This is a genomic window from Tessaracoccus sp. SD287, from assembly GCF_017355265.1.
In the GTDB taxonomy this organism is placed as follows: domain Bacteria; phylum Actinomycetota; class Actinomycetes; order Propionibacteriales; family Propionibacteriaceae; genus Aestuariimicrobium.
Genome location: NZ_JADIJQ010000022.1, coordinates 1 through 13,094, shown reverse-complemented (window position 1 = coordinate 13,094; position 13,094 = coordinate 1). Strand labels below are relative to the sequence as shown.

14 protein-coding genes, 1 tRNA gene and 1 other RNA gene are annotated in these 13,094 nt (G+C 67.7%); 11 read left to right on the top strand and 5 right to left on the bottom strand.

All coding sequences use genetic code 11. From position 1 onward, the window contains the following. Positions 1 to 175: 175 nt before the first annotated feature. The 4 genes from IPV09_RS09735 to IPV09_RS09720 form a co-directional block, all read right to left on the bottom strand. Positions 176 to 529, bottom strand: coding sequence for a hypothetical protein (locus tag IPV09_RS09735; RefSeq protein WP_207475048.1), 354 nt, complete (start codon positions 527 to 529; stop codon positions 176 to 178). A gap of 64 nt (positions 530 to 593) precedes the next feature. After that, positions 594 to 968 (bottom strand): DUF5655 domain-containing protein, encoded by a 375-nt coding sequence (locus tag IPV09_RS09730; protein WP_207475047.1) that lies wholly within the window; start codon positions 966 to 968, stop codon positions 594 to 596. A 170-nt stretch (positions 969 to 1,138) separates the two neighbouring features. Next, positions 1,139 to 1,212, bottom strand: a tRNA-Val gene (locus IPV09_RS09725). Between the two features lie 60 nt (positions 1,213 to 1,272). Then, complete coding sequence (locus IPV09_RS09720; protein WP_207475046.1) at positions 1,273 to 1,854, bottom strand: CueP family metal-binding protein; 582 nt, start codon at positions 1,852 to 1,854, stop codon at positions 1,273 to 1,275. A 112-nt stretch (positions 1,855 to 1,966) separates the two neighbouring features. Between IPV09_RS09720 and prfB the strand changes: the two genes are divergently transcribed. The 6 genes from prfB to IPV09_RS09690 all read left to right on the top strand — a co-directional run bounded on the left by prfB (position 1,967) and on the right by IPV09_RS09690 (position 8,842). Next, positions 1,967 to 3,076, top strand: a complete 1,110-nt coding sequence (prfB, locus tag IPV09_RS09715) for a peptide chain release factor 2 (protein WP_207475045.1) — start codon at positions 1,967 to 1,969, stop codon at positions 3,074 to 3,076. A gap of 113 nt (positions 3,077 to 3,189) precedes the next feature. After that, a complete protein-coding gene (gene ftsE, locus IPV09_RS09710; protein ID WP_207475044.1) occupies positions 3,190 to 3,876 on the top strand; it encodes a cell division ATP-binding protein FtsE in 687 nt (228 codons plus the stop codon). 31 nt (positions 3,877 to 3,907) lie between these two features. Next, positions 3,908 to 4,810, top strand: a complete 903-nt coding sequence (gene ftsX, locus IPV09_RS09705) for a permease-like cell division protein FtsX (RefSeq protein WP_207475043.1) — start codon at positions 3,908 to 3,910, stop codon at positions 4,808 to 4,810. Between the two features lie 120 nt (positions 4,811 to 4,930). Beyond that, positions 4,931 to 6,346, top strand: a complete 1,416-nt coding sequence (locus tag IPV09_RS14420; protein ID WP_207475042.1) for a M23 family metallopeptidase — start codon at positions 4,931 to 4,933, stop codon at positions 6,344 to 6,346. Positions 6,347 to 6,508: 162 nt separating this feature from the next. Continuing rightward, the gene (gene smpB, locus IPV09_RS09695) at positions 6,509 to 6,985 is read left to right on the top strand and encodes an SsrA-binding protein SmpB (RefSeq protein ID WP_207475041.1); all 477 of its coding nucleotides are present in this window, start codon (positions 6,509 to 6,511) and stop codon (positions 6,983 to 6,985) included. 3 nt (positions 6,986 to 6,988) lie between these two features. After that, positions 6,989 to 8,842: a DUF2207 domain-containing protein gene (locus IPV09_RS09690; RefSeq protein WP_207475040.1), complete on the top strand. Its 1,854-nt coding sequence runs from the start codon at positions 6,989 to 6,991 to the stop codon at positions 8,840 to 8,842. A gap of 100 nt (positions 8,843 to 8,942) precedes the next feature. On the opposite strand, the gene IPV09_RS09685 is transcribed toward IPV09_RS09690, so the two are convergent. Beyond that, on the bottom strand, positions 8,943 to 9,314 hold the full coding sequence (locus IPV09_RS09685; RefSeq protein WP_207475039.1) for an FKBP-type peptidyl-prolyl cis-trans isomerase: 372 nt from the start codon (positions 9,312 to 9,314) through the stop codon (positions 8,943 to 8,945). A gap of 103 nt (positions 9,315 to 9,417) precedes the next feature. Here IPV09_RS09685 and IPV09_RS09680 point away from each other — a divergent pair, with 103 nt between their 5' ends. The 5 genes from IPV09_RS09680 to IPV09_RS14415 form a co-directional block, all read left to right on the top strand. After that, positions 9,418 to 10,050: a DUF1707 and DUF4870 domain-containing protein gene (locus tag IPV09_RS09680; protein ID WP_207475038.1), complete on the top strand. Its 633-nt coding sequence runs from the start codon at positions 9,418 to 9,420 to the stop codon at positions 10,048 to 10,050. A gap of 126 nt (positions 10,051 to 10,176) precedes the next feature. Further along, positions 10,177 to 10,544: a transfer-messenger RNA gene (gene ssrA / locus IPV09_RS09675) on the top strand. 104 nt (positions 10,545 to 10,648) lie between these two features. Further along, a complete protein-coding gene (locus IPV09_RS09670; protein WP_207475037.1) occupies positions 10,649 to 11,224 on the top strand; it encodes a YqgE/AlgH family protein in 576 nt (191 codons plus the stop codon). Positions 11,225 to 11,328: 104 nt separating this feature from the next. Next, positions 11,329 to 12,057, top strand: coding sequence for a YbaB/EbfC family nucleoid-associated protein (locus IPV09_RS09665; RefSeq protein WP_207475036.1), 729 nt, complete (start codon positions 11,329 to 11,331; stop codon positions 12,055 to 12,057). A gap of 13 nt (positions 12,058 to 12,070) precedes the next feature. Next, positions 12,071 to 13,094: thrombospondin type 3 repeat-containing protein (locus IPV09_RS14415; RefSeq protein ID WP_207475035.1), on the top strand; the 1,024-nt coding region annotated here is incomplete at its 3' end.

Here is a 13,094-nt window from a genome sequence, read left to right as displayed (position 1 = left end):
GTGCGCACGAAGGAGGCGGTTCCTTGCTGCCACCGAAACGGACAGGCCCGCCTCGGCGACGATGGCCTTGCCGGACCGCAGGAGCGCGGTGCGTCGGAAGGCGCGGTGTTCGTCCACGCTGGCAGCAGAGATCTTCGGCATCCGGGGCGCCTGGTCCGCTGCCAGCGTGCCCGGGTTACTTCCAGACGGTGGCGAGCAGGACGTTGACCACGGTGAGCATTCCGATCATCGGCAGCACCCAGCCGGCGAGCGTCTCGCGCTTGCGGTTGATCCATGCCACCACGATGAGGACGATGAGAACGGCCAGTTTCACCGAGATCTTGGCGTTGTTGACCTCGTTGTCCAGGGGGTACTGAAGGCCGACCAGCGCGATACCGGTGACCAGCATCGTCCACGCCCCGTGCATCATGGCCGGCAGCACGCGGCCGCCGCCGGTGCGCAGATCCTTGCTCTGGTAGATCACCCCGCCCAGGATGGCGGCGACGCCGATGATGTGAAGGGCCAGGACAAGGTTCTTGAGGATTTCCATGGGACCATCTTATCGACACAGTGTCGGCAACCTCGTCATCTGCTCGGTGAAGGCTGAGCGAGCCTTAACCCGCACTGTCAAAGGCGTTGGCCAGCCAGCCACGGACCTCCTCATCAATCTCGTCGACGAGGTTCAACTCGAGGTGGTGCATCCATACCGTGGGGGAGGGGTGCGAGACCTGCTTGAACCGAGGGGAAGCCACCTCATAGGGCAGGGCGATGGACAGCACTGCGGGCACGTCGCTGCGCAGGTACTGGCCTGGACGCCAGAGGTAGGCGAACCGCTTCCGGCGCCCAAACGCGATCTGGCTCTTCGTCACCGTGATGGACACCTCACCGATCGCGCCGACGGCCTGCTCCACTGCTCGATACAGCCTGAGCCCCTCGGGGAGCCCGTTGAAGAACTGCTCTGGTGTCCGCGCGAGCTCACCTGTGCCCATGCGCCAAACCTAGCGCCCAGATGCATGCCGGGGCCTCGCCCACCGAGATGCCTAACGGCTGCCCAAGAGTCCCGCAGCCGGCGCGGCGAGCTGCCGAGACCACGCCTTCCACGTCGCAGTGGTAGGAGCTGGATCGCTCCACGGGAGTCCCCCGGCAGAACTGCCTGGAGTGGGCGCAGAGGGACTCGAACCCCCGACATCCTGCTTGTAAGGCAGGCGCTCTAACCAACTGAGCTATGCGCCCCACAGGCAGCACTGTAGCAAGCCGGGCCGCCGCCTCATTCGGGCGCTCAGGGGGCTCGGCTCAGCGCACCTGCAGGGTGGTCATGCAGGTCGCGTCCTCGTCGGTGACCGCGCTGAAGGCAGCGCTGCCCGACTTGCCATCGGCCGTGGTGATCTGCACGGTCCCGGTCTGTCCGCGGGGCACCCAGTAGCCAATGAAACCGTTGCCGGTGTGGGTGGTGGTCTGCTCGTCGACCAGCACGGTGCCGTCGGCGGCGGTGATCTTCACGGCAATGTCGACGCCCTTGAGTTCCCCGTTGCAGGTCGCCAGTGAGTGGAAGTGGCAGGGATGGGTCCGGGTGACGTAGGGGGCCACGGACAGGTAGAACTCGTCGGCCGGCAGCGGCACCGTCACCTCGCCCTGGTCGTCGGCGAGCATGACGCCGCCGGGACGCACCGAGGCGGAAAAGGCCATCGGGCGTGCATCAGGACTGGTGTCCAACTTCTCGACGATCTGCTTGCCGCTCAGCTCCGCGAACCCGAGCCGGTCCAGCACCGCGCTGTCGCCGGAGGTGCTGGTGGCAGGGCCCGAGGTGGACTCCGCGGAGCAAGCCGAAACGAGCAGCACGCTGAGCAGGGCCAGGACGCAGAACAGTTTTCGCATGCAACCAAGAGTAGGAAGTGGACGCGGTCGTCCCGCGCGCGGGGTGTCGTTATCCCTCGCCGGGCCCGCTGATCGGCGGCAATGGCGGGTGCAGGCGGTAGAGTTGGCCAACGTGGCACTCGTAGATCTTCCAGAAACCATCGCCGAACTCGACCAGAAGCTCAGCTCGATCGAGGCGGTGGCCAATCTCGACGCCAAGCGCGCCGAGATCGTTGAGCTGGGCGAGCAGGTCTCGGCCCCCGACCTGTGGGACGACACCGACAACGCCCAGCGCGTCACCTCGCGCCTCAGCGCCTTGCAGAGCGAGGTCGACCGCGTCGAGGAACTGCGCTCCCGGCTGGACGACGTCGCCATCATGGTCGAGCTGGCCGCCGAGGAGTCCGACGAGGACTCCGCCGCCGAAGCCCTCACCGAGGTCAACTCGCTGTCCAACGACATCTCGGCACTCGAGGTGCGCACCCTGCTGTCCGGCGAGTACGACCAGCGCGAGGCCATGATCACCATCCGCGCCGAGGCCGGTGGTGTCGACGCCTCCGACTTCGCCCAGATGCTGCTGCGCATGTACACCCGCTGGGCCGAGCGCCACCACCACAAGTTCCAGCTCTACGACGTGTCCTACGCCGAGGAGGCCGGCATCAAGTCGGCCACCTTCCAGGTCAACGCCCCCTACGCCTACGGCACGCTGTCGGTCGAGGCCGGCACCCACCGCCTCGTCCGCATCTCGCCCTTCGACAACCAGGGCCGCCGCCAGACCTCCTTCGCCGGCGTCGAGGTGCTGCCGGTCACCGAGGACACCGACCACATCGACATTCCCGAGAACGACATCCGCGTCGACGTCTTCCGCAGCTCCGGGCCCGGCGGCCAGTCGGTCAACACCACCGACTCCGCCGTGCGCCTGACCCACATCCCCACCGGCGTGGTGGTCAGCTGCCAGAACGAGAAGTCGCAGCTGCAGAACAAGGTGGCCGCGATGAAGGTGCTGCAGTCGCGCCTGCTGGAGCGAGCCCGCCAGGAGAAGCTGGCCGAGATGAAGGAACTCAAGGGCGACGGCGGCAACTCGTGGGGCTCGCAGATGCGCTCCTACGTGCTGCACCCCTACCAGATGGTCAAGGACCTGCGCACCGACCACGAGGTGGGCAACCCCGACAACGTCTTCGACGGAGACATTGACGGGTTCATCGACGCAGGCATTAGGTGGCGCCGCACCGAGCAAGACGCCTGACACGCAGGCGGGGTTGCACCACGGGGTGGAAGCGCTCGCCTAGACTGGCGCAGAGCCGGCTGAGGAAATCTCAGGAAACTTCCCCCCATTGTCCACCCCGGTGAGGATGCAGTGTGATCACGTTCGAGAACGTCAGCAAGATGTATGACGGTGGCACCAGACCAGCACTGAAGAACGTCAGCGTCGAGATCGACAAGGGGGAGTTCGTCTTCCTCGTCGGCCAGTCCGGCTCGGGCAAGTCGACCTTCATCCGGCTGATTCTTCGGGAGTACCGTCCCACCACCGGCGCGATCTACGTCGCCGGCCAGGACCTCAACAAGCTGAGCACCTGGAAGGTGCCGGGACTGCGCCGCCAGATCGGCACCGTCTTCCAGGACTTCCGCCTGCTGCCCGGCAAGACGGTCCACGAGAACGTCGCCTTCGCCCTGCAGGTGATCGGCAAGCGCACCTCGGAGATCAAGCAGATCGTGCCCGAGACCCTGGAGACCGTCGGGCTGACCGGCAAGGCGGACCGCCTGCCCGAGGAGCTCTCCGGCGGTGAGCAGCAGCGCGTGGCCATCGCCCGTGCCTTCGTGAACCGTCCGAAGATCCTGATCGCCGACGAGCCCACCGGCAACCTCGACCCGTCCACCAGCGTCGGCATCATGAAGCTGCTGGACCGGATCAACAAGACCGGCACGACCGTCATCATGGCCACCCACGACTCGACCATCGTCGACCAGATGCGGCGACGCGTCATCGAACTGGACAAGGGCCAGGTCATCCGCGACCAGTTGAAGGGCGTCTACGGCACCGCCTGAGCGGACGCCGGGACGAGGGAGGCAACATTTCATGCGACACACACTGCGCGAAACCTGGTCGGGGCTGCGACGCAACCTGACGATGACCCTGTCGGTGATCGTCACCATCTGGGTCTCGCTGACCCTGTTCGGCGCCGGCCTGATGGCCGCCCAGCAGATCGACCTGGTCAAGGGCCGCTGGTACGACAAGATCGAACTGTCGGTCTTCCTGTGCGTGCCCGACTCCTCGGGCGGCAACTGCCAGCCCGGTGCCGGCACCACCGAGGACCAGCGCACCCAGATCGAGGCCGCACTCAAGGCCAACCCCGAGGTGGAGCAGGTCTACTACGTCACCAAGCAGGAGGCCTACGACGAGTACCGCGAGGTCTTCAAGGATTCGCCGCTGCTGGAGACGGTGTCGGTCGAGCAGATGCAGGACTCGTTCAAGATCAAGCTGGTCAACCCCGAGAACTACCAGGGGGTGGTGACCGAGGCGTTGGGGCTGGACGGAGTGCAGAACGTGGTCGACATGCACACCGTGCTCGACCCGATTTTCCGCTGGCTGAATGCCGTCCAATGGGGCGCAATCGGCATGTCGGTGCTGCTGCTGGTGGCCGCCTCATTGCAGATCGCCAACTCCATTCGCATTGCCGCCTTCTCGCGTCGACGCGAGCTCGGCATCATGCGATTCGTCGGGGCCTCGAACTTCTACATCATGGCTCCCTTCCTGCTGGAGAGCCTGATCACCGGGCTGGTGGGGGCCGTGATGGCCTGCGCCACGCTGGCACTGGGCTTCGAGCTGATCGTGCAGCGAAACGCTCAAGTCTCGATCCAGAGTTTGCAATGGATTGACTGGTCCCACGCGGGGATTGCCATGGGAGCGGTTGCTTTGGTTGCCATCGCGCTGTCTATCATTCCCACAATTCTTGCAACCAGGAAGTACCTGAGGGTCTAGCCCTTGGCGGTACTGGATTGGGGTAACACTGTGAACCGGGACCTTCCCCCCGCTAACGACAGCAGCCCGCGAAACAGCTTCATCGACGTCTTCAGAGTCCGCCGTGTCTGGCGCACCGTGGTGGTGGGACTCACCGTCCTGCTCCTGGGTCTGGTCACCCCCTTGGCCCACGCCGACAAGCTCGACGACCGGAAGAAGGAGATCGAGACCCAGCTCGCGCAGTCCAAGCAGGACCTGCACGACCGCAACGAGTCGGCCGCCAAGGCCGCCGCCGCGCTGCAGGCCTCGCAGACCCAGCTGAGCCAGGCCGAGGGCCAACTCGCCGCGGCCGAGCAGGCCGAGGCCGCCGCCGCAGCCAAGGACAGCGCCGCCGCAGCCGCCCTGGTCGTGGCCCAGCAGCAGCTGGCTGCCGCCAAGGCCGAGGCCGCCAAAGCCGAGGCCGCCGTCCAGGAGTGGATGAAGACCGTCGGACGCACCGTGGTGCAGACTCAGCAGCAGCGCACCGACCTGCTCGGCCTGGCCGTGCTCACCAGCAACTCCGACATGGCCAGCCTCAACCAGCGGGTGCAGTGGTCGAAAACCCTGATGGACTCCACCCAGGCCAAGCTCGACCGCCTGCGCGCCCTGCAATTCGCCGCCGACGCCGCCGAGCAGAAGGCCACCGACGCCGAGGCCGAGGTCGCCGCCAAGCGCCAGGCCGCCAAGCAGGCCTACGACGAGTCCGCCGCGGCCCGTGCGGCCAGCCAGGGGGCCCGCGACGCGAAGGCGTCGGCGGTGGCCGCCAATGAGCAGGCCAAGTCGGCCGCTGATGCCGCTGTCGCCGCCGAGCAGCAGAACCAGGCCCAGCTCGAGGCCGAGGGCAAGACGGTCGCCAAGCGCATCGCCGACCGCATCGCCGCCCAGAAGGCCGCCGAGGCCCGGGCGAAGGCCGAGGCCGAGGCACGCGCCAGGGCTGCCGCGGAGCGCGCCAAGGAGGCTGAGCGCAAGGCCGCCGCTGCCCGCGCAGCCGCTGCCAAGGCGTCGGCCGCCAAGAAGGCCGCCGCCAACGCTGCCGCCGCCAAGGCCGAGGCCGAAGCCGTGGTCGCCAAGAAGCAGGCCAGCACCTCCAGCGGGTCAAAGGCGACGACGACCTCGCGTCCCTCACGCTCGTTCATCTACCCGTCGGGTGCGGTCATCACCTCCTCCTACGGCCAGCGATTCCACCCCATCCTGCGGTACTGGAAGCTGCACGACGGCACCGACTTCGGTGCGGCCTGTGGCGCGCCCATCAAGGCAGCAGCCGCCGGCGTCGTCGAGGAGAAGTACTTCAACAGCGGCTACGGCAACCGGCTGATCATCGACCACGGCAGCATCGGCGGTCGCTACGTCACCACCTCCTACAACCACGCCACCCGCTACATCGTCAGCGTGGGACAGCGGGTCAGTCAGGGCCAGGTCGTCGGCTACGTCGGTTCCACCGGCTACTCCACCGGCTGCCACCTGCACTTCATGGCGTGGGCCAACGGCAGCCTGGTCAACCCGATGAGCCTGTACTGAGCACTGCCCACCCCCTCCGGGCCACCTACGCGCCTCGCATCCCCCGGGATGCGGGGCGCGCGTGCGTTCCGGGGGTTTCGGCTGGCGCGCCAGAAATGCAGTGCTCCGGTGTCGGGCCCGGTTGCTAGTCTTGAGCCGATCGCTTCAGGGAAGGGGCAACGGGTGCCGCGCGAAAAGGGCCGCAAGCTGGTCGCACAGAACAAGAAGGCGTCACACGACTACCACCTGGGCGACCGCTTCGAAGCGGGGATGGTGCTGACCGGCACCGAGGTCAAGTCGCTGCGTCTGGGACGGGCGTCGCTGGCCGACGCCTTCGCCACGGTCGACGACGGCGAGGTGTGGCTGCGCAACGCCCACATCCCTGAGTACGCCTTCGGCACCTGGACGAACCACGCCACCCGTCGCACCCGCAAGCTGCTGTTGAACCGCCGCGAGATCGACAAGTTGGCCCGTGAGACCGACAACTCGGGCCGCACGCTGATTCCGCTGGCCATCTACTTCTCCGACGGCTACGCCAAGTGCGAGATCGCCGTCGCGACCGGCAAGAAGGCCTGGGACAAGCGCCAGGCCATCGCGGCCCGGGACATGGATCGCGACGCGCAGCGCGAACTGGCCGAACGCCAACGTCGTCGGGGCTGAACCGTGCGCCCTGCTCCGCCAGCGGTGGTCGGCCCGCTGGGCCGCGTGCTCAGGCTGCTCGCCGCCCTGGCGCTCACCGTGGCGATGTTCGTCGGCCTGCCGGCGCATCCCGCCCAGGCCGCGGGCGACACCGTGGACTCCTGGCGCTTCACCATCCAGGTCGACGATCAGGGCCTCGTCCACGTCACCGAGACCCTCACCTACCGCTTCGGGTCCAACTCGGGACGCCACGGGATCATCCGCAGCCTGGTGACCCGCGAGCCGTGGGACGACGAGCAGGACGCGGTCTACACCATCAGCGACATCACCGTCAGTTCTCCCGACGCCTCCGAGGAGTTCCGCACCAGCCAGGACAGCCGCGGCCGCAACCGCCTGCTGAGCATCCGCATCGGGTCACAGGACCGCACCATCGCCGCCGACACCGCCACGTACACGATCAGCTACACCGTCCGCGGGGCCATGCGAAGCTTCGCCGACTACGACGAGTTCTCGTGGGACCTGCTCTCGGGTGAGGCGCCCTCGACGAAGGTGGTGAGCGCCTCGGTCGAGGTGCCCGGGGGAGCCCGACAAGTGGCCTGCTCCAGCGGGCCGGCCGGCGGCACCAACGACTGCACCAGTGCCACCATCGTCGGCACAAAGGCGCTGTTCACCGAGCAGAACCGGGTCAGTGGTGACGTCACCACCATCGCCGTGAAACTGGCCAGCGGGCAGGTGGCCAACCCGCTGCCGGACCTGCAGCCGAAGGCGTCGACCAGCACCCGCATCGACACCGCCGTCCCGGGCGCAGCAGCGGCCGCGCTGCCGCTGGCGGCCACCGCCGCCGCCGGTGCGGTCGGGGCGGTCGTCGTGCGTCGCAAGGGACGAGACCTGCGCTTCCAGGGGGTGCCGCCCGGTGTGGTCCCGCCGGCCCACAGCCACGTCCCGGTCAGGTTGAGCGACCCCATCGAGGTGCCGGTCGCCTTCTCGCCACCTCGGATACCGGTGGCCGAGGCCGGACTGCTGGTGGACGGACAGGTGGACGTGCGCGAGACCACCGCGACCCTGGTCGACCTGGCCGTGCGGGGAGTCCTCGAGATGCGTCAGGGACGCGGCAGCGACCTGTACCTGCGGCTGGTGGACGCCGCCAAGGTGCGGGCACCGCACGAGAGTGTCCTGATCAGGGCGGTGTTCGCCGACGCCCCGCCCGGCGGATGGGTGCAACTGTCCGCCCGAGGGTCCATGGAGGCAGCCCACCGCGCCATGGTCACCTCGGTCACCAACCAGGTCAGCAGCCGGGGCTGGTTCACCGACGTGCCGCGCACCAAGGCCCTGTCCGGCTGCGGGGGACTGTTCGGCGTTCTGTTCTTCCTCATCCCGGCCGCCGGCGCCAGCCTGATGACCCTGTGGCCGTTGCTGGCGACCGTCGCCGGGATGGTCCTGGTCGTGGGGGTGGTCAGCAGACGGCTGCGGCGGGGTCAGCGCACCGCCGTCGGACGAGCCGTCACCGACCAGATCGAGGGCTTCGAGCTGTACCTCACCACGGCCGAGACCGAACAGCTGCAATTCGAGGAGGGGGAGGACATCTTCTCCAAGTACCTGCCCTGGGCCATCATCTTCGACGTCGCCGACCGCTGGGTGGAGGTGTGCACGCCGTTGGTCGAGTCCGGCCGGATGCCGGCTCCCACCTGGTCGGGCGCGACGCTGAGCGACCTGTACCTGATCAGCAGCATGCTGAACTCGCTCAACACCGTCGCTGCGCCGGCGCCGAGTTCCGGCGGTGGACTGTCCGGCACCGGCTTCGGTGGTGGATCCAGCTTCGGTGGCGGCGGCATCTCCTCCGGCGGCGGCGGTGGCGGGGGGTCAGCCAGTTCCTGGTGAGCGCTGCGACCCCTGCGGCCCGTGGGACTCCCGCATCGGGCATGGAAACGGGGCCGCCGAAGCGGCCCCGTCGGGTGGAACGGTGACGAGCGAAACGGCCTCAGCGCACCGCGACCAGGTCGCAGACGAAGATCAGCGTCTCGCCGGGTCCGATGACGCCGCCGGCGCCGCGGTCGCCGTAGGCCAGGTGCGGCGGGATGACCAGCTGGCGTCGTCCGCCGACCTTCATGCCCTGCACACCCTGGTCCCAGCCCTGGATGACGCGGCCGGCTCCGAGCGGGAACGACAACGGGGCGCCACGGTTGTAGCTGGCGTCGAACTCCTCGCCGGTGGAATAGGCGACACCCACGTAGTGGACGTCGACGGTCTGTCCGGCCTGGGCCTCGTCGCCGGTGCCCTCGATGAGGTCGGTGATCTGCAGTTCGGTGGGCGCGGGACCCTCGGGGAAGTCGATTTCGGGCTTGTCAGTCATGGCCCCGAGCCTAGCCGCCACCGCCGCCGTCGCGCCGGATCGGGGGCCGGTCAGGGTGGTGCCCGATGGCTGGCGCCACCCACGATGGAGGAGAATGGTGGACATGAACGCGACCTATGCCCGCTCCAACTTCGAACATCCCTCCCTGAACCTGTTGGTCACCGACGCCCAGCGTGACCGCGCCATCAACTACCTCCAAGAAGCCTATGCGGACGGTCGACTGACCGAGACCGAGTTCGACATGCGGGTCGAGCAGGCACTCAACGCGCGCAACCGGCGTGACCTCAACGGCGCCTTCGAGGGTCTGGTGCGCACCACCCCCACCCAGCAGGCGCTGGCGACCCACCCGGCCTACCTGCCGGTGGTCAACCAGAACGCCGACGGTGCCAGCGGACGGTTGGTCGCTGGACTCGCCCACTGGTCCTCCATCCCGGCGCCGCTGCTGGGCCCCGGCATCTTCTACGCCGTCTCCGAAAAGGGCTCCTTCGCCCGCAGCCAGGCCGCCAAGGCGTTCAACTTCCAACTGTTCGCGCTCATCGCCGCCGCAGCCCTGGGCATCGTCACCGGCATCCTCGACATCGGCTTCCTCAGCGGGCTGTGGATGATGGCCTGGTTCGTGCTGACCGTCATCGGCGGCATCAAGGCCTTCTCGGGCGAGAACTGGAGCAACCCGGTGATGAGCAAGGTGCCGTTCAGGGTCCTGGACGAGACCACCCGCCGCGGCATCGGCCGCTGAGCACTCCAGCCCTCGGGCCAGGACCCACCCACCACGTCGCGTTCTGGGGAATCGGTTGGTGGGTCTGCCCGGGGAGCGGCTAGACTTGCAGAACACCGTCGGCTCAGGTTGACGGACAACTCAACAGGGGGTGACTGGTTTCGACTTGGGACGGTAGTCCCAGGGGAAGCGGGCCGAGAATCCAGAGTCAACTCGTAAATGTCCTCTGGAAACCTATAACTGCCGAAAACAATCGCGCAGACTTCGCTCTCGCTGCCTGAGCAGTGACCGAAGGGTCAGACCGGATGTAGCCTTCCGTCCGGACCCTGGCCTCATCAAGAAGGCTTGCTGATCATCCTGCGTCGCAGGGGCTGATCGGGACTTTACTGTGACTGGGCCTGTCTGCACATGCCGATGTGAGTGCAGGGGCCAAGTAGAACGTAACGTCGGATGCGCCCGGAGAAGCCCTGGTTCGCCTCTCGAGGACGCGGGTTCAATTCCCGCCACCTCCACGCACACAACCTGCTGAGTGTCACTGCCCCGGATCCCCACGGATCCGGGGCAGTGTCGTTTCCGTTCACGTTCACAGGTCCCTCGGTGATCCGGAGGACGTGGAAAGATGGGGCATGTGACGATGCCAGCCGGACCCAGCGCAGGAGAACTGCTGGTGGCCACAGCCGCACACGGCGGTGGCTACTTCAAGCAGTCCGTGATCTATCTGCTCGACGCAGACGAGAGCGGAGCCCTGGGCGTGGTCCTGAACCGGCTGGCACCGGCAGACCTGGAGGAGGTGCTGCCCCAGTGGAGTGAACTGGTCAGCCCCCCGCGGGTGTTGTTCGCCGGGGGACCGGTCTCACCCAACGGTGCGGTCTGCGTCGCCCGTCTGCTGAACCCCCATGAGGACCCGCCGGGCTGGCGCCGCGTCCGCGGTGACATTGGCCTGCTGCACCTGGACACCCCCGTCGAGATCGCCGAGGGCGCCTACTCCGACCTGCGGATCTTCGCCGGCTACGCCGGCTGGGAGGCCGGACAGCTCGAGGGCGAAATGTTGCAGGGCTCCTGGCACCGCTTCCCCTCCACGGAGGCGGACGTGTTCGGCTCCGACCAGGAGGACCTGTGGCGCCGCGTGCTGCGGCGCCAGGGCGGGGAGACCGCCTGGTACTCCACCTGGACCGAAGACCCTGAACTGAACTGAGCCCGCAGCGTGGGAACCGGTGTGCCGCCAGCGGCGTCCGACGACCGTTGCCGTGACCCGCAGGTTTGCTTAGATGGTCCACATGCTCAGACGGAAGGTGTCGAGTGACGAGTTGGAGGGAGGTCGCCGATTTGAACCTCGATGACGAGTTCGACGAGCTGGATCCGATGACCGCGCCGAGTGCGAGCTTCGGTGAGGAAGAGCCCGAAGAGGCGGATGCGCTCGAACACACCGGTCCCTGGACAGCGGCCCGCGGGTTCAGCGACCCGCACGGAGCAGTCAGGGTGTGGGTCGACGAGACGGTCACCATCAACAAGGTGCGGATGAGCCCCAGTTGGCGTGATCGCGTCGGGAAGCAGGGCCTCGAAGCGGCCTTCGGCCTGGTGTTCCTGCAGATCAACAACTACTTCCGTGACCTGCTGCCCGCCGAGTCACTGGCAGCAGACGACCGGACCGCGAAGCGTCCGCTGCACTGGGACACCATGTGGGAACTGTGCCAACGCAACGAGCGGATTCGATCGCAACTGGCCCAACTCGGCCCCGAGTCCGACGGCCGGTGGGTCGGCCAGTCGGCCACCGGTGTCGCCCCCGACCGGTCCGTCGCCATCACGCTGAACGTCCACGGACAGCTGGAACGCATCGAGTTCGGCAAGCAGTGGCTCGAGGCAGCCCGCATCCGGCAGATCAGCGACGCGGTCGTCCGGGCACACCAGGACGCCAAGGCCCAGTTCGTCCCGCCCACCTACGAGCCCGGCGAACGTGACCGACTGCAGCACGAAATGAGTGACAACCGACACGAGCTGCTGGCCATGATGCGCCGCGGCTTCAAGTGAGGAAAGGGATCTGATGAGCAGTCACCCCGACGACCAGGAACAGCAGCTGCGACGCGCCCAGATGAGTGGGGTCGAGGGCTACCGTGCCGACTCCGACGACGAGCTCGGCGATCTCGACATCTACGAAGCGCTCCTTGACCCCAACGGCACCGCCGGCGGCAAGAACAAGGGCGGCGGTGGGGGATCGCCGATGATGATGCCGCCGATGGGCATGGCAGGTGGCGCCGGCGGCGGAGGGGCCGCGGGTCGTATGGGGCTCGGTCCCGGCGGGGTCGCCCCAGCCGGCGGTATGGGCATCGGTGGTGGCCCGGTTGGCGTTGCCGGAGGTGTCGTGCCCGCCGGTGGCGGCGGTGGCGGCGGTGTCGGCGGACTCGGCGGTGGGATTGGTGGCGGCGGTCTCGGTGCCGGGGGCGGCGGTCTAGGTGCCGGCGGGCTCGGTGGCGGAACCTTCGCTGCCGGTTCCGGTGGTGGGCTGGGCGGCGTCGACACCGACGGTGACGGCATCGCCGACACCTTCGCCGGTGGCGGCATTGACACCGACGGTGACGGCATTCCCGACACCTGGCCCAGCTCGGAGTCCGACGCTGATGGTGACGGCATTCCTGATCATCTGGATGCGACCCCGAATGGCTACCAGCCCGACGCTGATGGTGACGGGATTCCTGATCACCTGGATGCGACACCGAACGGCTACCAGCCCGACGCTGATGGTGACGGCATTCCTGATCACCTGGATGCGACCCCGAATGGCTACCAGCCCGACGCTGACGGTGACGGCATTCCCGACCACCTCGACTCGACCCCGAATGGCTACCAGCCCGACGCTGACGGTGACGGCATTCCCGACCACCTCGACTCGACCCCGAACGGTCCCGGCTCGAGTTCGTTCACCGGTGTCGACCCCAACACCGGGACCACCCCGAGCTTCACCAGCCCGAGCGGCTCCGGTCTGAGTGCCGGTGGCCCGGGCTCCGGCGGCGGTGGCGGTTTCGGCACCGGTGGCGGCACCTCTTATACACAGCTGACACTGCCGACGA

Excerpts from the sequence above, each read along its gene's own strand:
- IPV09_RS09720 (WP_207475046.1), bottom strand. The coding sequence starts at position 1,854 with ATGCGAAAACTGTTCTGCGTCCTGGCCCTGCTCAGCGTGCTGCTCGTT.
- IPV09_RS09685 (WP_207475039.1), bottom strand. The coding sequence starts at position 9,314 with ATGACTGACAAGCCCGAAATCGACTTCCCCGAGGGTCCCGCGCCCACC.
- IPV09_RS09680 (WP_207475038.1), top strand. The coding sequence starts at position 9,418 with ATGAACGCGACCTATGCCCGCTCCAACTTCGAACATCCCTCCCTGAAC.
- IPV09_RS09735 (WP_207475048.1), bottom strand. The coding sequence starts at position 529 with ATGGAAATCCTCAAGAACCTTGTCCTGGCCCTTCACATCATCGGCGTC.
- ftsX (WP_207475043.1), top strand. The coding sequence starts at position 3,908 with ATGCGACACACACTGCGCGAAACCTGGTCGGGGCTGCGACGCAACCTG.
- IPV09_RS09670 (WP_207475037.1), top strand. The coding sequence starts at position 10,649 with ATGGGGCATGTGACGATGCCAGCCGGACCCAGCGCAGGAGAACTGCTG.
- IPV09_RS09730 (WP_207475047.1), bottom strand. The coding sequence starts at position 968 with ATGGGCACAGGTGAGCTCGCGCGGACACCAGAGCAGTTCTTCAACGGG.